The sequence below is a fragment of the Veillonella sp. KGMB01456 genome (genome assembly GCF_023051165.1).
GTDB lineage: Bacteria > Bacillota > Negativicutes > Veillonellales > Veillonellaceae > Veillonella_A.
Genome location: NZ_JALKIG010000010.1, coordinates 41546 through 66468 on the forward strand (window position 1 = coordinate 41546; position 24923 = coordinate 66468).

A 24923-nucleotide genomic window follows, 5' to 3' on the forward strand; every position below is an offset into this window, starting at 1 on the left:
AAGGTTATTTTGCCAAAAACTCCGCGCAAAACTTAATACGCGCAGTGCTAACTAACATGGACATAAAAAAACTCCGATACACGCATCACCGCATGTACCGGAGTTTTTTGTTAAGGGTTAAAGTAGATTATTCAGCCACAGCAATTACTTCAACTTCTACGGAGAAGTTAGCCGGTAGTTCTTTAACGGCAACGCAGCTGCGAGCTGGTTTGCTAGTGAAATATTCAGCATAAATAGCGTTAAATTTAGCAAAATCGTTAATATCAGCCAAGAAGCATGTCGTTTTAACGACTTTGGAGAAATCAGTGCCTGCTTCTTTCAAAATAGCTTCGATATTTTTCATAGCTTGTAAAGTTTCAGCTTCAACGCCGCCTTCAACCAATTTACCGGTTTCAGGATTGATACCACCTTGACCGGAAATGAATACGAGACCGTTGGCTTTAATAGCTTGAGAGTAAGGGCCCAAAGCTTTAGGGGCGTTTTCAGTAAATACAGGTTTCATAAAAAACTCCTTTCATGGACAATTACACGCGTAAACTTGTATAATTTGCTTATAGACTCATTATAAATTAAGTTTACGACGATGTACAATATCAAATGGACAAAATAACCTGAAATGTTTACCTCAAAATGTCATAGACTCATTTTGTAAATATTTAAGCACCTAAGGAGGCATCTGACTATGACCACAAAATGCTCCCCTGAATCTAAGGTAACACCGAACACAACAACGAACACAACGCCGGACACAATCTATAGTTACACAACAACCTTCCCCGACATAGGCGTCATTACCCTGTACAGTGATGGTGATAACCTAATTGGCCTCAGTATGCCGAGCCAGCAGTACCGATTGGAGCCAACTGAAAAGGAAATCACCGATAAAGAATTACCGATTTTTAAAACTACGGAAAAATGGCTCACCAAGTACTTCGCCGGCAAAGAGCCTAAAAAATTCCCACCGATTCGCTTCATCGGCACTCCGTTCCGCCAAAAAGTTTGGCAAGCCTTATTAGAAATCCCACACGGCGAGCTCGTCACCTATGGAGACTTAGCTAAAAAGCTCTATCCTAACGATGCCAATACGGGCATCCGCGCTCGCGCCATAGGCGGTGCTGTCGGTCACAATCCGATTCCTATTATCGTACCTTGTCATCGTGTTGTAGGTGCCAACAATAACCTCACCGGCTATACCGGCGGTTTAGACGTCAAAATCAAACTCCACACCTTAGAAGGTGTGGACATGGAGCCCCTAAAGTGGCCGAAACGAACAACGAAAAATACATTTTAATGCTTGGCCCCTTAATGCTTAACCCCTACATATCCAGTTTCCTACACAGCTAATTTCCTACACAGCCGGTCCGGAAACTAACGGCCCAATATGACAAGCTAATAGTATTATATGCAAAGAACCTGATCAATAAATAATCAGGTTCTTTGTACTTTTATATAGTTTTCTCCGAATTCATAAAGGTTTACAACAGTTTACAATCGTCTATAACTCTTGAATGAACTGCACGAAGCGTGGTGCAAATTCATCTCGTTCCAGATCGGACGTAAGCATTACATACGCTACCGGATTCGGCTGCGTCAATACAACGACGCCCTGTAAATAATACGGCAATTCAAAGCCGTTCGCATTCACAAATACACGAGCCGATGCCATGTAGGCCGGATGCGTATAATGTGGTAATAACGCCCAAGGTGTCTGGTCTTTAATCGTTACCGACGTATAGGCATAATCGGATATACCGCTGAAAATAGTAGCGCCCAAGACGTTGTTCTCTAAGCGACCGTCACCTTGCATCCAATAAGAGTTAAGGACCGGCAACTGCAAATCGATAAGGTCTTTTTGAAGCATCGTCGAGTAACCCTTCGTCGTTTGCGGCGTCAAGACTAAGCCAAATACAGTGGCCGTCTTGCGACCTTCACTATCCTTCATTTGCCATTGGTACACATCAGTCTTTTCACCGAGGCGATAATCTTCAAAATACTGCAAGCGTTCTTTTTGCATTTCATAACGCTTAATACTATCTAAGCGTTCATCGCCAACCAACAATTTATCAGTCACCCAATCGCGAAGTTCCGGACCTCTGGCAATCGATTCTTTCGTATCTTTTTCAAGGAATTTCCATAAGGTCGGTACAATCACCGTATCAGATAGCTTTTTAACCGTTAGGTCACGCGGTACCACGATATTTCCGTCATGACCTAAAGCTCTCATGTGTGTTGTCGAGGTTTTAGCCGGAATAGCGGCATTTTTCGTATCAGCATCAAACGCTCTGACTTGAGGTTCAAGCCCATACATGCGTTGCCACTGCTTTTGCCAATAATTAAAGTCCCCGTCATTCGTGGTTAATACTGTTATAACCGGACCCTCTTTGTCAAAACGAACTAAATTCAAACCACCGAGCGGAATTTCATAGCTGTCAAAGGTAAAAACTTCACGAGCCTGAGAGTATAGGACCGGCCCAAAGATGGAGTTCAACTGTTCCATTTGGTCTAAATAATCCGCTTTAATGTCCGACGTAGCAAAGATTTTTTTCAAACCGTCGCGAAGGCTGCGATTAAGCTCCAATTTTTCTTTGGCACGCTCATTCGTCTCAGCTTGTGTTTTCAATTCACCGGCCGCCTTATCTAGATCAGCCACTAAGGCTTTCACCAAATTGTTCTTATGTTTGTCAACAAACTGATTGAATGACGCTGCATCCCGCATCACAGGTACAGCCTCGGTGCCTTTAACCATAGCCGCGTAGAACGCGTTCGCATCATATTCAGCCGGATACGGCGCAAGCATAGCTTCTTGCTGCTTCGTCAGTTCATCGCCCAAATCACGAACCACCTGCCACGTATGACCTAATTGATCTTTCGAATCACCCGTATTAGATACTTGCGACATATAGGCCGCTGCAATGGCCGCCGTTTTGGCAAACTTCATAGAATCACGCTCTTGTACACCGTCTCTGCTGTTTATAACGGATTTTTTAGCATTGGCTACTGATTTATCCGCCGCATCCCACAAAGCGTTACTGATTTCAAGATTAGCTCGTTCGCCTTTGATATAATCAGGTCCCAGCGCCAAATCCACTACATATGCCGTATGAACTCCTTCCGCATCTTCCCCGCGCAATTGATATAAGTTCCAGTCGCGATAAATCGTGCCGTTAAAATCCTTCAACTCTTTTATGTTGAGTTCTTTCTTGCTAGCCATGTCACGAATATCTTTAACATATTCCGCATTCAATTCTTTGGCGGAAATAAATTTTGTACCGTCAACCATCCCCATTGGCGTCATCATCCGTTTTAAGTCAAACACGGTAACGCCCGCCGGTAAGTTCACCGTTTTATTGTCTACGGTAGTCATCACCGTGCTTACGAGCTGGGGCTTAATGGCTATAGTATCAGGTGATACTTTTGTTTCAATCGCGTCACTGCTTGCTACGATACCATAACCCAAGCTAATCGGCGCCAACGTACTACTTGTTGCTTCCGCTGCCGAAACGCCCGAAATCGCCGGTGTGGCCAGCCCCAATAACGCAGCCAATACCAATCCTTTCAGATACTTGTGTTTCATCTGATTCACTCCTTTATATCTACTTACTATTCCCTTAGACTTTACGATTCCCTTAGTCTTTTCCTGAGAATATGACCGCTTCTTTATACCTAGCAAACATAGCGTGCTACTGTATACAGTCTTATTCTTCCGTAAATTCCGTATTGTTGTGCTTTACTTTTTCAAGCAACAATTGTTGTTTCAATTCGTGTAATTTTTGACTGATATTCACCTTAACAATTGGCGGGCGATTCAAGCGGAAATATTCAGGCCAGAGCAATTTAATTTGCTCATTTGCATAACTTACGATTTCAGGCAAGCTTGGTACATTATAGACTAATTCGCCGTTTTCAAAAATCGGCACCAACAGTTCCACTACGTCGAAGCTGTCAGCCGCTAAATGGGTCCGTTTCCATGGATACATGGCATTTTGGAAGGTATATGGTTTGGTCGTATCGATTGTTTCATCGAGGAGGCAAACCAGATCGCCGATTAACTTGCGATTGCGACGGTTAATGAGGCGCAATACTTTTTTACGGCCCGGATTCGTTACTTTTTCTACATTATCCGAAAACTTCATGGTTGGTACAAAGGAGCCATCGGTTTTCCATTGACCGGCCAATTTATACACGCCGCCCAACGCGGATGTGCCGTCGGCGGTAATTAGTTTGGTACCTACGCCCCAAGCGGAAATGGCACTGCCTTGGCTTTTCAAGTCGGCGATGGTGTATTCATCCAAATCATTGGATGCAAAAATCGTAGCATCCGGGAAACCTGCTTCCGCCATCATTTGATGAGCTTCCTGTGATAAGTACGCCAAGTCGCCGCTGTCGAGACGAATACCGTACCCCTTAGGCATGGTGCCACCGCGGCGTTCTTTCACTTCTTTGAAAACTTGAATGGCATTTGGCACACCTTGTTTCAATGTGTCATAGGTATCTACGAGGAGTACCAACATATCTTCGTATTGTTCCGCATAAGAACGAAAGGCCGTGAGTTCATCAGGGAAACTCATGATCCAGCTGTGCGCCATGGTGCCTACCGGTTTAATACCGTATTGTGATGCGGAGTACACATTACTGGTGCCGTTAAACCCACCGATAATGGAAGCTCTGGCACCATAAACGGCGGCATTGGTCCCCTGGGCCCGACGCATACCGAATTCGGCGAGGCTGTCGTTACCGGCCACACTACGGATACGACGCGCTTTGGTAGCTATCAGTGATTCATGATTGAGATACATGGATAAAGACGTTTCAATGAGCATCGCTTCGTCTTTAGGTGCTTCAATACGAAGCAACAATTCCCCCGGGAAGGCAACAGTCCCTTCCGGTGCCGCATACACACTGCCGGTGAAGCGGAAATCTTTTAAATAGTCGAGAAAATCTTCTTCAAATAAACCGGTTTCACGTAAATAGGCAATATCATCTTCGTTGAAGGACAGATTTTTTAAATAATCGATAACGTGCTCTAAGCCGGCCACTACCGTATACGCACCATCAAAAGGGTTTTTACGATAAAAACGGTCGAAAACGCAAGGAGTACGATGCAGACCTTCCTTAAATAACCCTTGCATCATGGTAAATTGATACAAATCCGTTAATAAAGCTTTACTAATCACAGTACATTCCTCATCTCTTCTAATAAATATATTAATTGTGTTGACATAAACTATTAACCCGATATACTAGAGGTAACAAGACTATCGCCATAAAACCGCTTCAACACTGCATTCTCAATTATTTAGTTGTGCAGTAGTTGAGTAACAGAGCAAGAACGTCAACCTTATAACATGAAATAAAATACTATGATGTCATTATAATATTTATACTTTTATAACGCAATATTTATAAAAATAAGAGCCGCACAATATGCAATCAGCGTATTATGTGGCTCTTATATTTATGTAATTATACCGTATTTTTTTATACTGGCTTAAAGTATTTTATCTCGGCTGTTTTGCGAGCTTTTATAGCGTCCTCTTTATTGACGTACCACCCTATTGTTTTGTGTGGTAGTGATATGAAAACATATCACTCCACAGGCTCACCATATAAGCGAATCATCCCCGATTTAGTAACTAACCAAGTTCCGCCACTCTTTCGGCACTCATCTTCAGTAAATCGTGGTGGTAGCCCTTTTTGTCCCAAACAATTTTGTTGAATAACAGCCTGTACTTTTCCCCATTTTTGTGCTGCTTCTTTCGTTGTCATTACCTCTTCTATCACTTTCATTATATCACCTTACTTATCACAATTAACAATGCAACAATACTAATTATCAATGCTATCCAGTTAATCATCATTTTCATATTTTTTACCAATGTGTTATACTTATATTAAGGTAAAGGTCAGTGGCCATCTTGCGATGACCACCTTTTGCTAACCTTTTAGAGCTTGTATCAGTAATAATATCGCAGTCACCAACTGTATTATTGCCGTTATAAGCTCTATTTTATTTTTCATTGGTTTACCTCCTTTCTATGATTTTATTGTACTACGAATTCGCAGTATTGTCAAGTAATATAAACAAAAAAAGTGCCCAAAAAGCTAGATTTTATCTAACCTTTTGGGCTTTCTTCTTTTTCACATACTTAACGCAATATGCTACGAGATAAACGTATCACCGTACCTTTCACCATTGGACCACAGTGTACATCACTGTAGCCCCATTTATTTTTGAACCATCAAAATGCATGAGCCCTTCTACTCGCCCGGCTTGGTAGCCGATAGATGGATATATCTTATCATTGATTACCGTTGCGCCGGCTTTAATTTTATGTTCCTTGTTAAGATTGATTTTGTAAACATCAACCTTATGTTTTTCAGTATTCGGTACAACAACAGTTCTATCAGTATTAGCAGTGGCTTCTTTTGGTATATCCGGTGATTTATTTTTAATTGCCTCAGCAGTTTTAACAGCAGCCTTTTCTACTACAGGTGCTACTACTGTATACGTTATAACCGGCTTAGATTGAGGTATCACTTCTACAATTTGAGACGCTTGCTTAGGTGTAACCTTAATTTCTTTAGCAAGCTCTACTAGATTTGACATAGTAGTTTGAGGTATAACTTTGGGCTGTTCAACTTTTTCCCGGCTGTTAATATAAAATGCCGTACAAATAATAATCAATACTACTGCAATGGCAGCATAAAGCACATAGCATATTCTTTTATTATCCATATCCCTATCCCCTAATTAATTATTTTAAGCCGTCCAATAGTCAGTAATGCCACGAGCAATTGCCCGGACCATTTTGTCTAAATCATTCTCTAAAATTGCTAGATCTTCCATGTTGTCGATAAATGCCATCTCGACTAATACGGCTACTGTATCAGTGTTGTTTAGGACATATAAATTATCCGTTTTACAACCACGATCTATTGTAGGCACGCTGCGGATAATCTGGGACTGGATAAAGTTGGCTAACCTCTGTCCATTAAATGACTTATAATACGTCTCTGTACCACGGGCCTGAGTATTAAATGCATTGCAATGCAGACTTACAAATAAGTCAGCGCCCCACTCATTACTCTCTGCACAAACCAACGCTAAACTATCATCTTGCAGTGTCCTAACTTCAAGACCTGCAGTCTGTAAATAGCCAGCTAACAGTTTACCTGCTTTAGCAACAATGTCACATTCACGGACTCCTGTTACCGGGTTGATAGCTCCACTATCATATACTCGGTCGTGGCCGGGGTTTATAAATACTTTCATAGTTTTACCTCCTATTAGGGTATAAAAAAAGCACTCTAAAGAGTGCTCTATTCTAAAATATATTTTATTATATTCTTTGCATCTTTCAAACTTCGAAAGCCTAATAAATGGGCCCTTTCTTCTGAGTCTCTACACAAACTAAATATTCCAGACTTTATATTTTTCCACCTATAATTAGGATTAATCGTATTAACCATATGAATTACTATACATAATACTATAGATAATCTATCAGTTGGATATGTTTGTTTTCCATCTCTCGATGTTCTTAGATATAAATATGACATCCATTTTTTGCGATATTTTGGCTTAGTTTTCAATTTTACATCAATTAAATTTCCGTTATGAGCACATATGTTTCTAATGAAACTCAAACATTTCATCCACGATAAAAATTCTTCCGATGTTGTATTATATTTAGCAGCTATATCTGATAATAAGCTAGAATTCAATAAATCTAATATTATAACTAGTTCCCCGAAAGTTAATAAATCAATTCCCAACCAAATAGTTGGAAACCCATCTTTATTTAAATTTTCTTTTCTAGAAAATTCTGGAGAATTTTGTCTTTTCATTGATTTAAGCAAACTAACTTTAAACTTATATTGCTTTTCTTCTACTTCGAATGATGAATACTTTTCTCTATGAACCCATTGATAAAATAATAAATAACCAAAAGGTCCATATTTTAATCCAAGTTTATGTGACAACTCAGTTTTTACTGAAACTTCTATCTTTTCTATTGCATGTAATAAATGAAGTCTTAAATTCTTATCCTGATAATATCGCATAAGAACTTCACTAAACTTTATTCCCTCATATGATACAAAAACTTTATTCTGTATCTTTTGCGTTTTAGCAAAAGGATGCGCAAATTCTTTTAGTTTATAGTAATTTATATGTTTCAGCTTTTCAATATCTTTATCTAAAACTTCCATGCCTCGCTGTTTAAACAAGTCTGCCAACGCTTCAAATGTCAACGGTTTCGGATATTCCATCATTTTCTCCTATAAAAAAACCCCTACGCTCAGAATAAATCTGCTCACTAGGAGAGGTAGGGGGATTGTCTTTATACATATATTATCATACTACAAATTAAAAGTAAAGTTTATTTAAATATAGGCGCACTTTATTTAAATATAGTTTTACCTCCTTATCTAATAATTAAGCCATTCTAGAAATTAGAGTGGCTTATTATCATTATCTTCTAACTTATCTGGTATTCCGTTGTGGTTTTTATCTATCCAAAGCGCTAAAAACCCTACGATAACAGTAAGCACTGTTGGTATAAATATGTGATCTACAATCTTAATTCCGGTGTCAATAATACGGCCACTATCATCAGTCACTTTGCCGGCAGTAAATGCCATTACATAGGCCATAATAACCACAATTATAGGGATTAATAACACACCTATCAACGCCCTAGTGGCTAGAACGCCGGTAGGCTTAATATTAGCAATGCGTATATTGCTATATATGGCTTTTATTCTATTGACTAGCTTATTCATATACCACCCCTCACTCCAGATGCATTTTGCCGCAATGCTCTTGCATATCATCGAGACGTTTATGAACCGATTTTACAGACTCTTCCAGTTTAGTAATACGATTATCCGCACTATGACTATCCTGACGCAACTGCTTAAATTCGACCTTAATATCATTTGTACTAGATTCAATATTATTCAACTTAACAGTAATTGAGGATAAAGCGGCTCTTTCAATCAGACCTAATATAATGGCTGCAATGCTGACTATTGCTAATAAATCTTGCCAATTCACTCTGCCACCTCTTTCTGTAGTTTAAGTAACTCCTCAACTGTCGCTTTATATTCTCTTTGCAATGTTTCTTTATCTGTGCCCATCAATTCTGCTCCGGCATATCCGCTTTTAATTACTTCTAGACGATACATAAGTTCCGTTTCGCGCCGTTTTCGTTCATCTTCCGATTTTTCTACTACTGGGACTACCTCATAGTAGTCTTCACGTTCGACTATAGTAGCGTTGTTGGCGTTACACCACTGGGCTACCTCGGTGTAGTTGTTTAGTTTATCTTTATAAATCTTAGTTCCTATCATGCTTTATCCCCCTCCGCTTTCCAGTAGAAACCTTGTCGATTATTCCTTACTAATATGACGCTAAAGTTTGTTGTGGTAGGAGTTTTATACACATCAGCTCCACCTGTTGTGTCTTGTTTTGTCACATCAGTAAGTGTCATGATAGGTGGATTTTTAAACGGTTTATGATAAGATACTGTGACAATGGAAGGTGTACCACTAATAGGGCAGTATCCTCCTTCTTCTAACCAGCCGTCACTCCATTCACGCCAGTAGGCACCGTTCGCTGGGTTGTGCCAACTGTCTACAACATGACGTACTAAAGTACCCCGTATTTTAATTCCACCAGCGTCAAAGGTAATATAAGGGGTCTTATTACCAGTAAACCAGTCAAAATTAAGTGTTCCTGTGCTTGTCCATAATCCCCAATAGTTGTTTTTAATAAGGTGTGCATTTGATGTATTATTTTGCCTAAATGGTGCATTCCCTAGTCCACCTTCAGGAATTTGGTCAGTAGTTGCCAGTGTTCCATTTCTTGCTGGTAGGCTTAATACATACTTCAGGGCATCATTCTTATCACGTTTGATAATACTTGCAATAATACCAGTATTGTGTTCAGGTGCACATTCAAGTCTAGCGTAACCGCCTGCTGTATTGTATAGCTTAATACCACTATAATCATCCGCCTTTACTGCTATACTTTAAGTAAACTCAGTATTACTAATATCACGCTTAGATGACAAGTCAGCACTATCCGCCTTCTTGTCAACACTATCAGCTATTGTCTTAATATCCTTGCCAATAGCCTTTAGCACGCTTACCAATGAGTCAATTAGCATCTATTACGCCCCCTTTGCGGTGTTGTAGATGGCGACTAAATCAATAGACGGGTCGCCAATGCCGATATTAGTGCAAGCCTGTAACTTTTGAGCCGCGGTCAAAGTTTGTGCGTTAGCATAATCGACTTTCTTGCCTACGGTTTCAGCCAATGCACTTGCTACGGTTTGGTCATTTCTGATGAGGTCTTGTACTTCCTTAAAGGTGTCCATGGTAGCATCGGCACCGTTCACTAGTTTATCAACGGCGGTCTTGATTTTATCGTCAACGCTTGCAATTGTTGCCAATGCACTTAAATCAACACTTGCGCTGATTGTATTGCCCGTTAAAGTAATACCACTGCCGGGCGTGAGTTTGTCTTGTTTGGCAGACAGCTTTACATCCACTGCTTCCTCCGTAATCGCCTTGCCTTGCACATCTACAATAGATTCTTTGAGTTCATTCATCGCCGTTACGATGTCACCCTTATTAGTCGTCTCAAGACCTGCCAGAGTGCCGATTTTGTTATCAGTTGCGCTAATCGAACTCTTCAGGGCTTTATAATCGTTGCCAAGTGCTGCCGCAAAACTTTTCAAATTTTCATTTAAAGTCGCCATATTAGTTTTCTCCTTTGCTTAATATATAGAGCGCTTTCAAGTCGGTTGTGTCATCATATGGTAATTTCTCAAGCACATTACCGTGTGTGATGCCTAACTTACCATCGGCTACATATAGTTCTTGTATAACTTCCTTACCTTCGCTAACGTCAAGAGACAGTATCTCCGGCTCGCTTACATTCACGCGAATGGCCTCGAATTCTGCAATGTCCATCTTGCCTACCTCCTACTTTGTATCTATAGCAACCTTATAAGCATTACCGGCGTAAATATTAACCACACCTTGCAATATACGCCGTTCGTACCCGTCCTTAATCATTTGCACATCGTAATAGGCTTTTTTCGGCATTTTGTAGTCTGTATTGGCTTGTAACTTGCCGGTTACCTCGTTAGGGATATGCAAACGGATTGTATGACTATCCAACACCTCAACTTGTCCGGTAAAATCAAGCTTTTTATTTGATAAATTGTACCTACCGCCGAATCTAAACGTGCAATCGGTAATATCAAAAGGTTTATCGCCCATCGAGAATTGTATGGTTCGATAAAAGTCATCACCTTGATTAATTTCGAGGTCGTACTCCGGTACTCCGTTCTTCATAGCTTACCTCCTTCCTTTAAATAAAAAACCGCCCGAAGGCGGTTGTTATTCGTCGTGTTCGTCAAGCCATTCTAAAACGTACGGCACATAAGCGTCTGGCACAGGTTTTTTACCTTCTTCGCCTGTAATCGTTCTGATTCCTGCTAATACTAATTTACCGTACACACCTATCATGATTCGATTAATTTTGATTTCCATAGCTATTCTCCTTTTAATAGTTCAATTTCCTCAAATAAATCTGCCAATAATTCAAGCAATGCCACGTTATCAACCTCTATCGGTTCGGGCTCATCATCAATCGTGATTGTTTGTTCAATCGGCTTGATTTCACCGTCAACAAGTGCGATTTGAGTACCGTATTCGGTATCGCTTTTCACTTTTATGAGTTCATCAAATTCGAGTTCGGTGGTCGATTGTGTGGCGTAACTGCCGTTTTTGTAAAAGTAGTAATAGTTCATAGTATCACCCAAAAATAAACATCGTTACTCTAACCCTCAAGCGTGTCCACGCTTTTAGACTATCAGGTTGCTGTTCAGGCGGTTTATAAGGTTGGTACTTTATATTATTATAATAATGCCGTTTATAAGCGTACACAATTCCATTGCTATTAATACGACAATATACACTTTCATTAGCATTCTTATCAGGATTTTCTACCGTGTAGAAATCACCGCTATTATTTAAATTACGCCATGTTGAATCGAATTGACCGCCTATTGTGCCTACCCATTCTACTCGAATAGGTAACATCGAATTGCGACTATAACCGTTTGGGATAGGGATTTGAGTATCACTGTCAACGTCTACAATATGCTTAATAACTCGTTTTAATTCATAGCCAGCTTGTCGAATGATATTGGCATTGATTGAGCCTGATGTAATATTTACACCTCTGATGTTACCATTAGCATCAACGCTAAAGGTATTATTATCGTTGCGTATTGTAGTACCGATAATCGTACCGCCTCTAACTGTGCCGATATTGGCACTGATTGCCCCTAAACTATCAACACTAATCTTGTCGGCTGTAACCGCTTTAGCTTGAATCATTTTGCGAGTGATGACGTTATCATCAAATACGGTCTTGCCTGTGATGTGCAAAAGGTCGCCGTTAATTTGTACGCCTTCTTTGGAGAGGTTGATGCTTGAGATAATATTGTCTTTGCTGACTTTTAACTGCAAGCCGTTATACAGTTGAGTTATGGCGCTATATCCGCTGTCTTTGGGGTTGCCTTTGAGTGCTGTAACAATCGAGGTAATGCGGTTATTAGCCTCGTCAATCTTGAGGCTTGCCCCTTGGGCGTCTTGTAATACCTCATCAAGTGATGAATCAAGCATATCGCGAGTTATGCCGATTGCCTTGATGGTTTCGGCGTCTATTACCGCCTTAACTGATACAACTTCTTCGCCTGTCTGTTCGCCCTCCCCGAAGATGTCAACATAAGCACATTTTACAGTGTATACATCAGCCTCTAACGGTATAAATACTGCATTATTGGGATAAAAAACGGCGTTGCCATTGATATACACATTGACGCCCTTACAACTGCTAGGGATTGCCGGCACGCTGACCGATAAACCGCCAATAACGCTTTTAGCTTGTATGTATTCGGGCTTTTTAGGTGTCGGCACAGAATAATCAACCATAGCCGGCGCACTGTAGCCCTTGATAGGATTATGAGCGTATAAGTAAATTGTGCCTTGCCTGTTGGTGAGTAAATCAGTGCTATAGGTTGTGTTATTACTGCGTCCTATTAAGCCGTCATCGGCTCCAACGTTCAAATCAGACCTTAACTCATAATAATCAACATCGGCATTTCTGACCTCTAGCCAATTAAAATAGGCACGGTCGCTAAAACTTACCCTAAACCCTTGAGGGGTGTTCGGCTTTTCTGATTTCATGACTACTTGAATCGACTTAATGACGCCCTGTGAGTAGTTGCCGTGTACGTCTTTGACCTGTACTCTAACATCATAGGTTTTACCGAGTTCGCAACCGCTGATAATAACTTGACCGTTACCGTTCCCGCCGTACTGCCATTGCCCACTTTCTCGATACCACGCTTCGGCGGTGTCAAAACTCGTGATATTGGGCGGTTTGTAGGTTGCTACAACGTCATAACTCTTTACCCCTTGCCCTAAATCATAGTATTTAGTGTATAGCGTGAGATTACTAACTTCGGGGATATAATAGGGCTTAATCGTGTATTCAAACGCCTCTACATCGGCTAAATCTTGTTCTTGACCGCCAAAAATATTCATTGAGGTACATTTGATGTAAATCGGCTTGCCGATGTCCTCGGTTCGATAAGGGGCACGGAATAACGCCTCATCAAGGCGTACGATTTCTTCGCCCGCGTTGTGAGATACGGCGGTAGTGCCATATTGCCCTCTTACTAATCCGGATAATACATAATTGCCGTTAGCCTGTAGTGTGGCGGTTTCGTACGATAAACACTCACCGTTAAGCCAACATACGGTATTCCCTCGTTCGGCGTCGATATGAGTACCACTTTTGAGTTCACCGTATGACATCTTCACCGTGCAAGTAGTGCCTGTATCAGTCAAACCACTAACCAATGAGCCAATGCGTGCCCTGTGATTTAACGTGCCTATTTGCTTGTAGGCGGTGCCTGAATCGGATACCCATATATTACAACCGCCCCAACCGTTAGGAGCCGTTACAGCTAATAATAACTCATCGCCGGCAATATCGCCCGGTGGTTGGATAACTGACAACTTGCTTATGCTTGGCGCCGGTTGATTGTAATCAACAAATGGCCGTTCATTCTCATGCACGTCGTATTTAGCCGGTGAATAGGTGCCCGGCGGTTTACCAACGGCGGTTATTTCGAGTTGCCCGTCGTTGGCTTCGTTCACCGCGGTAATAACAACAACTTGCTTGTTGAGTTGACATATCTCATCAGTTAACGTTACAAGGTCGCCCGGTTCTAATCGACAAAACGCCCAATCAAGCCTAAAAGTGTACTGATTCTTGGCATATAACTGCTTCATTGCGAGTTGTTCCGCTAAATACATCGCTCTCTTTTTGGTATACAAATAATGAGCCGTCTTAACGCTTGCCGGTCGTAGTCCGTTACGTTGTACATCGGCTACAACTTCAAACGATACGACTTCTTTCTCGTACGAGTTCGAGCGGTTAATAAACTCAACACTTGCTTGATTGTAGCACTCGCTACTGTCTTTACGAGAATATAACACGAGTTGCCCGTCGGAGCCCGGTATTAAATCGTCAATACCGAGGTCGTATTTAATTTCTTTATCGGGAGACCATGAACCGACTGCCTCATCGGCAAGTGGTACGATTTTGAGTTTATTGTTGCTCCAAAATAGATAGGCGTTTGTCATCTCCGCTATATCGTTGATGATTTGTTGAGCTTTTTGGGCTGACATGCTCGGCGGGGATGAGATGAGTAAATCAGCAGCTGCACAATATCGGCGGTAGTTGTCTAGTCCGTCAATTTGTACGTCGCCCATGCCGGCTGACTTAAGCACCTGAAGGATATAATCAGCAGGATTGACATCCACGCCGTCGCCGGTGCTTAAAAGTTTACCTCTAACCTCGAAATTATAATTCGGTAAACTGCCACGGTCGCCTAAATCAACCACACCGGCCATATAGGCAAGCCCTGAATAAGGGAGCGCCTTTTCGGGGTGCTTGCCTACAACATACGGCCATGGAGATTGCCCAAGTGATCCGTTAAATAGTGTTAGTTGGATGTTAGGATTCGGGTAATCAAAGACTTCCTTGTCAACCCACACCTTGCCTACACTCTGAATAGGGCCCTCGCATAAGGCAATAGCAGCCGCCACCGTATAAGTGTAAGTAATGTTGGTGTGCTTTGAACCGCCACCCTTGCCGGCTCGTTGCGTTTGCTTGTGCTCGTGAGCCGTGAAGTCATCCCAATAAATGACGTTGCCACTAACGCGGGTAGTTCCTAAGATGTCGGGCACTACTTCGCCATACGAGGCACTATTGATTTGAAAGTCGCCCAATTTATCGGCTCTTGTGGTGGTTCCTTTGCCACCGAATAAAAAGCCCATTAGGTTTCCCCCTTTCCGTTAAATCTGTAAATATGCCGTAACCGGTGCCGGCCTTTGGCATCGTAAAATAGCACATCATCGAGTTTCGACAGAATCACGCCTTGGTCGACAAATGCATGAGCAACGACGCCCGGAGCGACTAATATAGCTCCATGACTGACGCATCGCCCGTATTGATATAATAGAAAATCGCCTATCTGTGGGCTATCCACTTCATAAGCGATTTTTCGTATGTGCTTTATAAACTTTTCCTCTGAACGGTGCAAGTGCCACTCATTCGAGTATTGCTCTATCCTTAAATCTCCATCGTGCAATAAGCCCGATTCTAAGAGTACCCCTAGAATTAAATGAGCACAGTCAACGCCACGGCCTTTTACCATAGCATAATTCATGTATGGCGTGCCTACCCATGTGAGGGCGGTTGTTGCTATTAGTTCGCCCTGTTTCATCGTATCGATTCCTTTAGTGGCACATACGGCGTCGCCCTGTTGCGATTGAAATTGTTAAATTTATCCTTGCAAGTTTTCGGCGTCTTATCACAGCCGGGATATATATAGGCCTCGTTGCCGATTTGTGGCATGGCGTCAGAGGCGGTCATATACATAATGCGATTGTTGGCACTACGCATGATTTGAGTAACTTGCCCGACTAATGCCCCGTCAAGCCATTCGATGCCGCCGGCGTCATAATACCCATTACTAAATGTAGTGTTAAATTGCACATTATGAGCGTCAATAACAGAGGTAACTCGTACCCGTTTACGGTATTTATTAATATCAACGCCACAATCGGCGTCATAAATACAGTAAGGGCACTGCGGATAGTATCGACGTATCGGATATTCAACATTGAGCTTTTGCACTGTCGATTTAACATCGAGTTGCAACGTCAAGCCGCCGCCCTTCTTAACCTCAACAACGCCCTCAAATAGGTCGATAGCGTCAATCACGCCCTTAGCGTTAAAAAATGCCCGTCTAAGTTTAAGAGTAGCCCCATCAAAACCGCCATTATGAGCCACCGCCATAATAGGCACGCCGCCGATTTTATCGTCGAGAGTACAGTTAATTGTTACAGTTAACTTGTCCACTGACACGGTTGAGCTTGTCTTGATTTGATTGCGAGTAATAATCGGACCGTTTGAGCGGTAGGTTTTACCGCCCAACTTAACATCGGTATCAGTAACCGCCCAATAATACAATACTCCACTTTTCAAAACTAACTCATAGAGGTCACAGCTTAAGAATGACTTTTCATTATTCAAATGTGCCGATAGTGTTTCGCTTACTTGTTTCATTGTACCGTCACCAACTTCATACTTTTAGACTTATAAATATTCTTATAGACTAATTCCGCAGTAAATTCATCGCCGCTTAGCCTTACCTTCCAATAATAGGTATAATCGGCGGTAATAACCGCCGTAGGGCTTATAGTCTGACTTGTAGTAATTAAGCCCTTATCGATTCGGGCAATGCTTATCGGCTTGCCGTCAGCGTATAGCGTAACGTTTTCGATGTGCTCCACCGGCTCGAGATAACCGCCAAAGTTTCGCACAGCTTGCCATTTACCTTCTGCCCCGGTGCCGAGGGTTATGCCCTTTTCTTGGTAGTCCTCAGGGTCGAGCCATAAGAACGGCTCGTGTCCGCCCTTAATGGAGGCAAAAAAGCCCATAATCTGCTTATATTGCTCCGGTGTTAAATAAGCAAATGCCGTTGTAATCGTATATTGAGGGCGTTGCCAAGTGGTGAGGGTGCGGATTTTGCCGGAGCCCGAAGTCTTGACTATCGTATTCCACTTTTGGGGTTTAGTCGATTTCCATTCAAGCGATTTTATCACCGGGAATTTCTTCACTTACCACACCCCCGTTTCTGCTGTGAATTCACGATTACCATCATACAAATATTGCTTAATCACTTGACCGCCTTTTGAGCCTAGCCAAGAGGTAAAGGATTCAGCATCCATAGTTGTGATATTCAACGTAACATTACCGCCACCGTTTTCACTTCTAGCGATGCCGTCGCCGATTTGATCGAATACATTTTCGGAGAGTGGTAAAACCGCCTCCGGATATTTACCCTCCGCGATGCGTGCATAGGTTTCGCCATATGCAAGGCCGCCCTCTGCTAATCCTGTCAAATTACCGCCAAGATTAGGCTTAAACGTGTGCAATCCGGATGTCATGCTCCCGCCCCCAAACAAACCACCTCCGGCCGCACTTAGTGCCGCCGTTTGAGCTTGCCCGGCCGCGGTTGCTGTACTCCATGCGGTCATACCCATAGTCGCACTAGCCCCGAATGTGGCCATCGAAACTTGTTGAGCTAATTGTGTCCATGGCCCGAGTTGAGCATTAGCCGCCGCTACACTTGCCGCCGTTTGTTGCGATTGTAACATCTTCCCGAATATCATTTGTTTAAGCTGCGCCGCTATCCATTGAGCCGCCATATCGGCCAAGGTCTTAACGACGGCCTTGCCCATGTTTTCAAACATCGTCATGACGCCCTTAGTGCCTTGTAATACACTAGATAGCCCTTCGGCCATACTATCAATGCCGGCGTTTGTTGCGTTAAACATAGCCTCTTGAGCGTTCCAATGCGATTGCATAACCGAGTTTTGATATTCTTCAAGCATCGCCTTTTTAAGTTCGTAATGCTCTTTAGTTGCGACGTATTCATCGGTGAGTGCCTGTTGCAACGCCTCGAAGTTTTGAGTTCGCATAGCCTCATTAATCGCCCATTCTTCCTCGGCTTGGGTTCGCATCAATTCAGCCCGCTTATTGGCGTATTCTTCATCGGCGGCGTATTTCAGAGCATTAATTTGCTCGGTAAACTTCAACTCATTATCCTTCGTGAGTTCAAACGCCACGCCTTGAGCTTTAAGACTTGCTATATAGGTTTCTTGGTCGCGTTTCGTCATGGCCGCGTAATCGTCAGAATAGCCTTGCCATTTGTCTTTGATTTCATTAATGGTTTCTTCGTAATCATTAGCAAGTTTAGTAAGCGGTGATTCCGCACCGGTTGAATCTTTAGTTTGCAAGCCGATATTGAATTCTCTAGACATATCACGAACAGAATTTTGAATTTCTCGGGCTCGTTTTGCCTCTTCATATAAGGCCTGTTCGCGTTTCTTAGCGTACATTTCCATGAGCCGCGTTTTATCTTCTTCATAATTCGCATTATTCGCCTTTGATTTGTCGAGTTCTTCGAGTTCTTTAGCTAGCCATCTGTCCACAAGGTCGGATTGCTTGCCGAACATATCGAGCCAACTATCAAGAATGGCCTCGTGGGTTCGTCTAGCCTCTTCAACGGCTTGGCTGCCTTGTGATTTACCGCCACCACCGCCGCGGCCGCCACCGCCAACATCGGGAGCCTCGCCACCGCCACCGCCGATATCAATTTCACCGGGCTCGGGAATATCGCCCATGTCAAACATCTTGCTAGCAAACGTCTTACTTGCATCGGCAAACTGCTGCACGCTTTCCGGGCTTATTTTGTTAAATTCCTGAACGCCCTCAAAAGACTTACCAAAAGCACCGGCAATAGCTTGCCCCGCCTCATTAAATGTTCGAATGAGTGTATTTAATAACTCGATAACCTGATTCACCGCCCAAGCGGACGTATGTAGTATGCTATCCCAAACATTAGATAAAGTTTGAGATAAGCCGCTACTAGCGACTTCTGCCGCCCCGAAGGCCGTGATAAGGATTGTGATGCCTGTTACAACTAAACCGATAGGATTAGCTCGCATAACCATATTCAAGACACGTTGAGCCCCTGCAAGCAACAAAGTACCGGATTGAGTCGCAATATATCTAGCTCTTAATATAGCCGTTCCGACCGCTGTTGCCGCTGTAATTGCACGCACGGCGCCCATGCCAGTATGTAAAGCCCCTAGCGCCAATCTATATCCGTTAGTAACAAATTTTACGCCGTTTAAAACCTTGGTATACGCTAACTTAGTGGCCGCCAAACCTTTATCAATCGCCATCTGCGTCGTCATTGTAGTGCCTAAGGCCGCCGTTGCGATGCGAGTAGCCACTATATAAGATGTTACGCCGGCAAAGGCTGCAATGGCCGGAGGTCCAAAGGCCGCGATAATACTGCCCGTAGCCTTAACGGCCGCACCAAGCCGACTGACAATATTACTACCGGCGGTTATAGCCCCGCCAATCGCCGATACGCCGATTTGAGCCGCCACGCCTAAGCCTTTGAGCCCTGTTTCGACACCGGCAAGCACTGCCTTAAATTCCTCTGTGCCGGTTGTAACCTTCATCATATCCATAACCGGCTGAAATGCGACAATCGCACTATTGGCGAGCTGATTGCCGACTTCTTCAAAAGTCATAGGCAATTCGTCAAATTTAGCATTTGTCTGCTCTACTGAATTAAATAATGCACTTTTGATAACGTCTGCTGTAATTAACCCCTCAGATGACATTTCTCGCAATTTACCAACCGATACGCCCATTTCTTGGGCAATGGCTTGAGCGAGCATAGGGGCGTTTTCCATAATCGAGCGGAATTCGTCGCCTTGCAACCGCCCCGCCGCCATGGCTTGGGTTAATTGGTACATCGCCGCTGATTGCTCTTGAATTGACGCACCGCCTATCTTAAATTGCTTATTCATCTGCTCAACAAATACAATCGCCTCGTCATTGCTACTAAATGCATCCTTAGCGAGCATATTGAGCTTACCTACGCTATCAGCCATATCTAAATATGAGCCTCTAGCCCGTTCGGCGGATGCGTAAATCTTATCCATGAGCTCGTTGGTTGTTTGCGAGCCGTCATTGATTAAGTTGATACGTGATTTAGTTAATGCGAGCCTGTCGCTCAATCCTGTGGCCTTGGCGGCAACATCTGCAATAGCGGTGCCAATCATACCAACGCCAACCGCCGCACCGGCCATAGAGGCCACGCCAAACGCCTTAGATACAATGCCTTGCATTTTGCCGCCTAAAACTTGCTCAGCCTTCTTACCGACTCTATCAATCGCCTGTTCGGCACTAGTTGAATTACCTGTAATTAGCACCCGAATATTTGTATCAGCCATCGCTTACCACCTCCTCGGCCTCTTTCCATTCCCTCTTAAATGCAATATCTTGCTTAATCTTCTCTACCTTAGTCGGTGGATGTAATGACCTCATAAGGTCTTTTACATCGATGCCCTTCTTGAGATGCACATTAGCAAGTATCGTTGTTAAGAATGCAGCTTTTTGATCGCGATACTTTTCTCTATCATTAAAACCGCGTTCTAATTTTTCTAATTCCATAACATCAAGCCTCTCAAACTCCCACGGCTTGAGTTGTAGCACACTGTAGGCCACCCGTTCTTTTATGGATTTCCATTTTAAAAAAGAGGGGGCTTGTTGCCCCCTATCTAGTTTTTTGCGGATTCTTCGGCCTCTAATTCATCCTTTTCGTCGTCGGTAAGTTCTTCGGGGAACATTCCATAATATGCTTGTTTACCGGCTACACCGCTTGCAATTAAGGCCTTTTGGACAGGGGCAATCAATTCGCCAATAGATAAGTCTTTACTGTCCATCAATTCTTGAATCTTGTTAATATAAAATTGTGGTTTGCGACGCCCTTCATGACGGAGGCCGATTTCATAGGCGATAAATAAATCATCTAAAAAGAACCCCTCAATAAATAGGCGTTGAATTGGTCGCCCGATGGCCTTTTCAAATTCAGCTAATCGCATAATGTTAAAATACAGTTCTTCACCTTCGCCGAACCAATCGCATTTGATTTTTTTCATACTTAAAACCTCCTAAAAAAGAGGCTGACCGACATTATAGCCGGTCAGCATTATACACATTTACGGTTTTTTGAGTTCAGACAAAGGACCCACGCCGTTAAGCGTGCCCTTGTAGGTTGCCACGTCGTCATGTGGCGCACCGATAGACAATTCTGTACAAGACGCCCAACCGGTATAGTAGGATTTGTTAGGGTATTCAAATTTGATGTGTACCCGTTGCCCCGCACGCCAAGCCTCGTCAAGCGCTTCCAACCCTTCGTCATTTACCATGAGCAAGGTCTCAAGGTCAATGCTCCATTCTTTGAGCCCCGGTAACGTGCTCTTCCAGCCGTCATCACCCTTATGAGATGCGTCAATGCTGTCAGATTTACGGCTTAAGTCGCCACTGCGCTGCCCCCCTAACAAGGTCCATTCAGCGCCGGTTGTTTCGTCGGTGCCGGTATTAATGTAAATTAAATAATTCTTCCCAAGCGTAGCCATTACGGCTTCTGTTGCCGGTGCTAACGCTTTTTTCTTTCCAGTTGTCATAGTTCTCATTACTCCTTTCGGTTCTGTTTCCGTGGTAGTAGTTAGTTTCGTTTCAGCCATTACTTACCTCCCTATGTTTATAAATCCGCAAATTGAGCTTAGTTTCTGACCCAAACAAAGGCCATAAACTTTCCGTTGCCCCTGCGGTAGTTCCTACTTCAATCGTTAATAATTGGACGTTATCAGCGATAAACAAGCCTTCACCCTGTAACGCCCACAATTCCTCATTAATCGCTTGAATCGCATCAAAAAAGCGACGTTCTAATTCGGCGAGTTTCGCATAACCGCTATCCAAATCGGGATTATCATCCCTCACCCATAAGGCAACCGCCATCTTGATATAGTCCTCATCCTCACTATCACGATACAAATCAAAGACTTGGCTAGATTCTGATAAATTCAAGGTTGTAGGATGTCTAAAACCATACACGATATTAACATCATCGCAACGATTCGCGAGTTCGTCGCCGATGTAATGTAGCCCTTCGTAAAATAACATTACCCTACCCCCTGTATAATTCCACTGACCTATAGCCGTTCTTGCCCGCCTTATTGCCTGTTAGGTCAGCCGGTGTGATACGATTCTCTAATTCCTTGATTCTAGCCTCATAAAACTTCAATTTCTGCCCGAAATAGTCAAGTGTGCCGGTTTTCTGCGTTGAGTTGCCCCACACGGGAGCATTAGCCCCGTATGACTTTTTGACACACACCTCACGCATAGCGTACGCCGTGATGAGTTCCATGATTATAAAACTCGGTACAATTTCTTCAAATTTAACATCAAGAGAGGCGGCGAAATATGCGAGCCACTTTTCGGCCTTTTCCATGATGTCGTCAGTGATATTCTGACCGAGTAAATCATCACTTAACCGTATAAGTTCTACCTCGTATAGTGCTTGCAATGTCGCTCACCGCCCTTTCTGTATGCTTAGCGAATATCTCATCAATGCGAGTTTTGTTGTTTTTCAAGGCGTCATATAGAAATGGGTCGCCCTTGTAGCCCGGATGCCGTACCGATTTGGCAAATATAGCGTCATTGCCTTCAAACCATCGGAGCGAACGCTTATTCACGGCAAATATATCGTGTTCCGGCGTGCCTTCATGTACAAATGGAGCATATGAGGCAATGTTTGTATCAAGGTACGCCTCACCTGTTAGCCCGTTGTCAATAAATCGAGTTTCAACCGACTTTTCAAGCTCGCCCGAATGCGAGGTGTAATCGTGATTGTCTTGGGCCTTGCCTCGTACTAAAACTGTAGCCTCTCTTACCGCCAATCTAAGCCGCTTATTAAATGCATCCCGAGTATTACTCATCCGCCTCAACTGCTTTCTTCGCTGTTCTGCGTTTAGGTTTTGGTTCTTCAACCTCTTCTGGTTTTGGTTCTTCAACAGGTTTAGCCGGTTTAGGTGGTTCTAATTCAGCAATAATAAAGCCTTGTTCAATGTACTGTGCCACCTTTTCAGATGGCACATACTGAACCTCGTTTAATCTAACTAATCTGACCATAATTAAGCTCCTGTATTAACCCATACGCCGGCTAATTTGTTGGTCGGAATCCATAAGTCATGGAATTTGCGATAATCAAGCTTCCACGCATCCGCCTTTTGGTTGATGTCAGGTGTGAAAATACGTACTTTGTCAGTTTTGGAGATGGCGAGAGGTGCATTTTTTGCCATGATAATCCAGTTGATGCCTTTTGCTGCTTCATCCGCTTTAAATCCACCTTGTTCCTGTCCGCTAGTTTTGCCGTCAGCGAATACATACGCCGTTTTCATGCGTGCAGAAGGAACGCCTAAGATAGGGATATCATTATAAGCACGTACTTTAGTATTGATTTCACCGGCCTTGAAGTCAGTTACAGACATATAGCGCTCAATCTTTTCGGCGCTATTTAAAATGTTACGGATAGGGGTAGACATAGAAATAACAAGCGGTACATCTTCACCTACAATATCCTGAATGTTGGTAATTTCTTCATCAAGTTTTGCCAAAATGTTGGCGGCGGTCGGTGTAAAGCCCGCTGTTTCGTGTTTTGCCGTTTTAGCGAGTGCAGCAATACGAGAATAACGGTAAGCGTCAACTTCCGGAATTACCTGTAAGCGCTGAAATTCGCCCATTACATTGCCGGCACTTGCGACAAAGTTAGATTCATCAATGTCCATTGCGTCCAAATGGAACGTGCGGCCACGGTCTTGAGTTAATTTGTAATCATCATAGGATAAGGTTACAGAGCCTTGATTGAACCCTTCATCACGGCTATACGTTGCAAGTCCGGATGTAGTGATTTTTGGCATACGCACCGTGTCGCCGCCGTTGTACTTAACTTGAGATGCGTTCGCTTCCATCCAACCGGATGTAGCCCCGACCAACATTTGTTTGTCGAGAGACTGTTGAAACAATTTAGCCATTTCCAATGTGTTAATTGCCATAATTTTTTACCTCTTTTCTTTAAATTCCTAATGCCATTTCAAATTCTTGTTGTACGTCGTTACCACTCGCACCGCTTGCCCCGCCCGATTCACCGCTACCGGCGTTTTGCGTACTTTTAACCGCCCAAGGCTTGCCCTTGAGAAATTCGGCCGCGTAATCCTGAATAGTGCCGGTTGTGCCGTCATCCTTAATGTAGCTATATGAGCCATCTTCGCTCACTGTTACTTTGTCGGCGGCCATTTGCGCGAATAGTTGCGGATCCATTGCGTTGTTCTTAGTAAACGCGTCCACAAATTGCGATTGGATGTCGGCCTTGATACGTTTATTCTCGGCTTCCTTACGTGCATTTTCAGCCTCTTCCGAGCGTTTCGTCAAGGCTTCAACTTGCTTTTTGAGCGTTGCCATTTCCTTGTCTGTGCCGGCCCCTGCCGATTCAACTTCGGATAATTTAGCAGCTAGGCCATCGCGCTCTTTTGTTATGACCTCAAGGGTGGCCGTAGCCTTTTCTTTCTCCTCGCGGTGGGCTTTGGCCTCGCTGTTCAATTTGGCAACCTCTGCTTTAATCGCCGATACATATTCGCCGCCGTTTTCCAATCCTTCGAGTTTTGTGTATAACTCTGCTAGTGTCATTGTTAACCTCCGTATACATGACTAAATATATAAAACGGTCTCCACCGTTTTTACCAATAAAACATGTACAAACACCACATAAAGTGGTATAATACGATTAATAAAAGACGATTGTTTCTTTGCCCCGTTGGTATAGCTATATACCTGG

General features: G+C 43.1%; 31 protein-coding genes. 1 reads left to right on the top strand and 30 read right to left on the bottom strand.

The window, feature by feature from the left end; translation table 11 throughout:
- Positions 1–127: 127 nt before the first annotated feature.
- A complete protein-coding gene (locus MXE28_RS04590) occupies positions 128–502 on the bottom strand; it encodes a RidA family protein (RefSeq protein WP_021840176.1) in 375 nt (124 codons plus the stop codon).
- 180 nt (positions 503–682) lie between these two features.
- On the opposite strand from MXE28_RS04590, the gene MXE28_RS04595 reads away from it, so the two are divergent.
- The gene (locus tag MXE28_RS04595; RefSeq protein ID WP_247239846.1) at positions 683–1291 is read left to right on the top strand and encodes a methylated-DNA--[protein]-cysteine S-methyltransferase; all 609 of its coding nucleotides are present in this window, start codon (positions 683–685) and stop codon (positions 1289–1291) included.
- 204 nt (positions 1292–1495) lie between these two features.
- Here MXE28_RS04595 and MXE28_RS04600 read toward each other — a convergent pair whose 3' ends face one another.
- From MXE28_RS04600 to MXE28_RS04740, 29 genes are all read right to left on the bottom strand, one after another.
- Positions 1496–3574 carry a hypothetical protein gene (locus MXE28_RS04600; RefSeq protein ID WP_247239847.1) on the bottom strand — a complete coding sequence of 693 codons (2079 nt, stop codon included), beginning with the start codon at positions 3572–3574 and terminating at the stop codon, positions 1496–1498.
- 121 nt (positions 3575–3695) lie between these two features.
- Complete coding sequence (locus tag MXE28_RS04605) at positions 3696–5174, bottom strand: nicotinate phosphoribosyltransferase (protein WP_021842200.1); 1479 nt, start codon at positions 5172–5174, stop codon at positions 3696–3698.
- A gap of 412 nt (positions 5175–5586) precedes the next feature.
- Positions 5587–5787, bottom strand: coding sequence for a helix-turn-helix domain-containing protein (locus tag MXE28_RS04610; RefSeq protein ID WP_247239849.1), 201 nt, complete (start codon positions 5785–5787; stop codon positions 5587–5589).
- A 400-nt stretch (positions 5788–6187) separates the two neighbouring features.
- Positions 6188–6736, bottom strand: a complete 549-nt coding sequence (locus MXE28_RS04615) for a hypothetical protein (protein ID WP_247239850.1) — start codon at positions 6734–6736, stop codon at positions 6188–6190.
- 24 nt (positions 6737–6760) lie between these two features.
- Positions 6761–7273: an N-acetylmuramoyl-L-alanine amidase gene (locus tag MXE28_RS04620; RefSeq protein ID WP_247239852.1), complete on the bottom strand. Its 513-nt coding sequence runs from the start codon at positions 7271–7273 to the stop codon at positions 6761–6763.
- Between the two features lie 47 nt (positions 7274–7320).
- Complete coding sequence (locus MXE28_RS04625) at positions 7321–8271, bottom strand: Abi family protein (RefSeq protein WP_226974158.1); 951 nt, start codon at positions 8269–8271, stop codon at positions 7321–7323.
- 183 nt (positions 8272–8454) lie between these two features.
- Complete coding sequence (locus MXE28_RS04630; RefSeq protein WP_247239853.1) at positions 8455–8784, bottom strand: hypothetical protein; 330 nt, start codon at positions 8782–8784, stop codon at positions 8455–8457.
- A gap of 10 nt (positions 8785–8794) precedes the next feature.
- A complete protein-coding gene (locus MXE28_RS04635) occupies positions 8795–9058 on the bottom strand; it encodes a hypothetical protein (protein ID WP_021842206.1) in 264 nt (87 codons plus the stop codon).
- Entirely contained in the window at positions 9055–9354 is a 300-nt protein-coding gene (locus MXE28_RS04640; protein WP_021842207.1) for a hypothetical protein, read from the bottom strand. The genes MXE28_RS04635 and MXE28_RS04640 overlap by 4 nt, the downstream gene beginning before the upstream one ends.
- 680 nt (positions 9355–10034) lie before the next feature.
- Positions 10035–10172: a hypothetical protein gene (locus tag MXE28_RS04645; RefSeq protein ID WP_247239854.1), complete on the bottom strand. Its 138-nt coding sequence runs from the start codon at positions 10170–10172 to the stop codon at positions 10035–10037.
- Positions 10173–10175: 3 nt separating this feature from the next.
- Positions 10176–10766 (bottom strand): hypothetical protein, encoded by a 591-nt coding sequence (locus MXE28_RS04650; protein WP_247239855.1) that lies wholly within the window; start codon positions 10764–10766, stop codon positions 10176–10178.
- A gap of 1 nt (position 10767) precedes the next feature.
- Positions 10768–10980, bottom strand: a complete 213-nt coding sequence (locus MXE28_RS04655; RefSeq protein WP_226974161.1) for a hypothetical protein — start codon at positions 10978–10980, stop codon at positions 10768–10770.
- A gap of 12 nt (positions 10981–10992) precedes the next feature.
- Positions 10993–11367, bottom strand: coding sequence for a hypothetical protein (locus tag MXE28_RS04660; RefSeq protein ID WP_021842211.1), 375 nt, complete (start codon positions 11365–11367; stop codon positions 10993–10995).
- Positions 11368–11412: 45 nt separating this feature from the next.
- Positions 11413–11565 carry a CD1375 family protein gene (locus tag MXE28_RS04665; protein ID WP_226974162.1) on the bottom strand — a complete coding sequence of 51 codons (153 nt, stop codon included), beginning with the start codon at positions 11563–11565 and terminating at the stop codon, positions 11413–11415.
- 2 nt (positions 11566–11567) lie between these two features.
- Positions 11568–11837 (bottom strand): hypothetical protein, encoded by a 270-nt coding sequence (locus tag MXE28_RS04670; protein ID WP_226983237.1) that lies wholly within the window; start codon positions 11835–11837, stop codon positions 11568–11570.
- A complete protein-coding gene (locus MXE28_RS04675; protein WP_247239856.1) occupies positions 11830–15432 on the bottom strand; it encodes a phage tail protein in 3603 nt (1200 codons plus the stop codon). Before MXE28_RS04675 ends, MXE28_RS04670 begins: the two co-directional genes overlap by 8 nt.
- A complete protein-coding gene (locus tag MXE28_RS04680; RefSeq protein WP_021842216.1) occupies positions 15432–15881 on the bottom strand; it encodes a C40 family peptidase in 450 nt (149 codons plus the stop codon). The genes MXE28_RS04675 and MXE28_RS04680 overlap by 1 nt, the downstream gene beginning before the upstream one ends.
- Positions 15878–16726 carry a DUF2163 domain-containing protein gene (locus tag MXE28_RS04685; RefSeq protein ID WP_247239857.1) on the bottom strand — a complete coding sequence of 283 codons (849 nt, stop codon included), beginning with the start codon at positions 16724–16726 and terminating at the stop codon, positions 15878–15880. The genes MXE28_RS04680 and MXE28_RS04685 overlap by 4 nt, the downstream gene beginning before the upstream one ends.
- On the bottom strand, positions 16723–17280 hold the full coding sequence (locus MXE28_RS04690; RefSeq protein ID WP_247239858.1) for a DUF2460 domain-containing protein: 558 nt from the start codon (positions 17278–17280) through the stop codon (positions 16723–16725). Before MXE28_RS04690 ends, MXE28_RS04685 begins: the two co-directional genes overlap by 4 nt.
- Positions 17281–20478: a tape measure protein gene (locus MXE28_RS04695; protein WP_247239860.1), complete on the bottom strand. Its 3198-nt coding sequence runs from the start codon at positions 20476–20478 to the stop codon at positions 17281–17283.
- Positions 20471–20698, bottom strand: coding sequence for a hypothetical protein (locus MXE28_RS04700; protein ID WP_021842220.1), 228 nt, complete (start codon positions 20696–20698; stop codon positions 20471–20473). Before MXE28_RS04700 ends, MXE28_RS04695 begins: the two co-directional genes overlap by 8 nt.
- A gap of 107 nt (positions 20699–20805) precedes the next feature.
- Complete coding sequence (locus MXE28_RS04705) at positions 20806–21186, bottom strand: hypothetical protein (protein WP_021842221.1); 381 nt, start codon at positions 21184–21186, stop codon at positions 20806–20808.
- A gap of 60 nt (positions 21187–21246) precedes the next feature.
- The gene (locus MXE28_RS04710) at positions 21247–21774 is read right to left on the bottom strand and encodes a phage tail protein (RefSeq protein ID WP_247239862.1); all 528 of its coding nucleotides are present in this window, start codon (positions 21772–21774) and stop codon (positions 21247–21249) included.
- Positions 21767–22213: a hypothetical protein gene (locus MXE28_RS04715; RefSeq protein ID WP_247239863.1), complete on the bottom strand. Its 447-nt coding sequence runs from the start codon at positions 22211–22213 to the stop codon at positions 21767–21769. The genes MXE28_RS04710 and MXE28_RS04715 overlap by 8 nt, the downstream gene beginning before the upstream one ends.
- Positions 22214–22217: 4 nt before the next feature.
- Positions 22218–22616: a hypothetical protein gene (locus tag MXE28_RS04720; protein WP_247239864.1), complete on the bottom strand. Its 399-nt coding sequence runs from the start codon at positions 22614–22616 to the stop codon at positions 22218–22220.
- The gene (locus MXE28_RS04725; RefSeq protein WP_247239865.1) at positions 22576–23028 is read right to left on the bottom strand and encodes a hypothetical protein; all 453 of its coding nucleotides are present in this window, start codon (positions 23026–23028) and stop codon (positions 22576–22578) included. The genes MXE28_RS04720 and MXE28_RS04725 overlap by 41 nt, the downstream gene beginning before the upstream one ends.
- The gene (locus MXE28_RS04730; RefSeq protein ID WP_226974172.1) at positions 23021–23221 is read right to left on the bottom strand and encodes a hypothetical protein; all 201 of its coding nucleotides are present in this window, start codon (positions 23219–23221) and stop codon (positions 23021–23023) included. Before MXE28_RS04730 ends, MXE28_RS04725 begins: the two co-directional genes overlap by 8 nt.
- A gap of 2 nt (positions 23222–23223) precedes the next feature.
- A complete protein-coding gene (locus MXE28_RS04735) occupies positions 23224–24144 on the bottom strand; it encodes a hypothetical protein (RefSeq protein ID WP_247239866.1) in 921 nt (306 codons plus the stop codon).
- 19 nt (positions 24145–24163) lie between these two features.
- Positions 24164–24775 carry a hypothetical protein gene (locus MXE28_RS04740; protein WP_247239867.1) on the bottom strand — a complete coding sequence of 204 codons (612 nt, stop codon included), beginning with the start codon at positions 24773–24775 and terminating at the stop codon, positions 24164–24166.
- Between the last annotated feature and the right edge of the window lie 148 nt (positions 24776–24923).

Bases quoted from the DNA above. Each gene is read 5' to 3' on its own strand.
- MXE28_RS04590 (WP_021840176.1), bottom strand. From the start codon at position 502: ATGAAACCTGTATTTACTGAAAACGCCCCTAAAGCTTTGGGCCCTTAC.
- MXE28_RS04595 (WP_247239846.1), top strand. From the start codon at position 683: ATGACCACAAAATGCTCCCCTGAATCTAAGGTAACACCGAACACAACA.
- MXE28_RS04600 (WP_247239847.1), bottom strand. From the start codon at position 3,574: ATGAAACACAAGTATCTGAAAGGATTGGTATTGGCTGCGTTATTGGGG.
- MXE28_RS04610 (WP_247239849.1), bottom strand. From the start codon at position 5,787: ATGAAAGTGATAGAAGAGGTAATGACAACGAAAGAAGCAGCACAAAAA.
- MXE28_RS04615 (WP_247239850.1), bottom strand. From the start codon at position 6,736: ATGGATAATAAAAGAATATGCTATGTGCTTTATGCTGCCATTGCAGTA.
- MXE28_RS04620 (WP_247239852.1), bottom strand. From the start codon at position 7,273: ATGAAAGTATTTATAAACCCCGGCCACGACCGAGTATATGATAGTGGA.
- MXE28_RS04625 (WP_226974158.1), bottom strand. From the start codon at position 8,271: ATGGAATATCCGAAACCGTTGACATTTGAAGCGTTGGCAGACTTGTTT.
- MXE28_RS04630 (WP_247239853.1), bottom strand. From the start codon at position 8,784: ATGAATAAGCTAGTCAATAGAATAAAAGCCATATATAGCAATATACGC.
- MXE28_RS04640 (WP_021842207.1), bottom strand. From the start codon at position 9,354: ATGATAGGAACTAAGATTTATAAAGATAAACTAAACAACTACACCGAG.
- MXE28_RS04645 (WP_247239854.1), bottom strand. From the start codon at position 10,172: ATGCTAATTGACTCATTGGTAAGCGTGCTAAAGGCTATTGGCAAGGAT.
- MXE28_RS04650 (WP_247239855.1), bottom strand. From the start codon at position 10,766: ATGGCGACTTTAAATGAAAATTTGAAAAGTTTTGCGGCAGCACTTGGC.
- MXE28_RS04655 (WP_226974161.1), bottom strand. From the start codon at position 10,980: ATGGACATTGCAGAATTCGAGGCCATTCGCGTGAATGTAAGCGAGCCG.
- MXE28_RS04660 (WP_021842211.1), bottom strand. From the start codon at position 11,367: ATGAAGAACGGAGTACCGGAGTACGACCTCGAAATTAATCAAGGTGAT.
- MXE28_RS04665 (WP_226974162.1), bottom strand. From the start codon at position 11,565: ATGGAAATCAAAATTAATCGAATCATGATAGGTGTGTACGGTAAATTA.
- MXE28_RS04675 (WP_247239856.1), bottom strand. From the start codon at position 15,432: ATGGGCTTTTTATTCGGTGGCAAAGGAACCACCACAAGAGCCGATAAA.
- MXE28_RS04680 (WP_021842216.1), bottom strand. From the start codon at position 15,881: ATGAAACAGGGCGAACTAATAGCAACAACCGCCCTCACATGGGTAGGC.
- MXE28_RS04685 (WP_247239857.1), bottom strand. From the start codon at position 16,726: ATGAAACAAGTAAGCGAAACACTATCGGCACATTTGAATAATGAAAAG.
- MXE28_RS04695 (WP_247239860.1), bottom strand. From the start codon at position 20,478: ATGGCTGATACAAATATTCGGGTGCTAATTACAGGTAATTCAACTAGT.
- MXE28_RS04700 (WP_021842220.1), bottom strand. From the start codon at position 20,698: ATGGAATTAGAAAAATTAGAACGCGGTTTTAATGATAGAGAAAAGTAT.
- MXE28_RS04705 (WP_021842221.1), bottom strand. From the start codon at position 21,186: ATGAAAAAAATCAAATGCGATTGGTTCGGCGAAGGTGAAGAACTGTAT.
- MXE28_RS04710 (WP_247239862.1), bottom strand. From the start codon at position 21,774: ATGGCTGAAACGAAACTAACTACTACCACGGAAACAGAACCGAAAGGA.
- MXE28_RS04715 (WP_247239863.1), bottom strand. From the start codon at position 22,213: ATGTTATTTTACGAAGGGCTACATTACATCGGCGACGAACTCGCGAAT.
- MXE28_RS04725 (WP_247239865.1), bottom strand. From the start codon at position 23,028: ATGAGTAATACTCGGGATGCATTTAATAAGCGGCTTAGATTGGCGGTA.
- MXE28_RS04730 (WP_226974172.1), bottom strand. From the start codon at position 23,221: ATGGTCAGATTAGTTAGATTAAACGAGGTTCAGTATGTGCCATCTGAA.
- MXE28_RS04735 (WP_247239866.1), bottom strand. From the start codon at position 24,144: ATGGCAATTAACACATTGGAAATGGCTAAATTGTTTCAACAGTCTCTC.
- MXE28_RS04740 (WP_247239867.1), bottom strand. From the start codon at position 24,775: ATGACACTAGCAGAGTTATACACAAAACTCGAAGGATTGGAAAACGGC.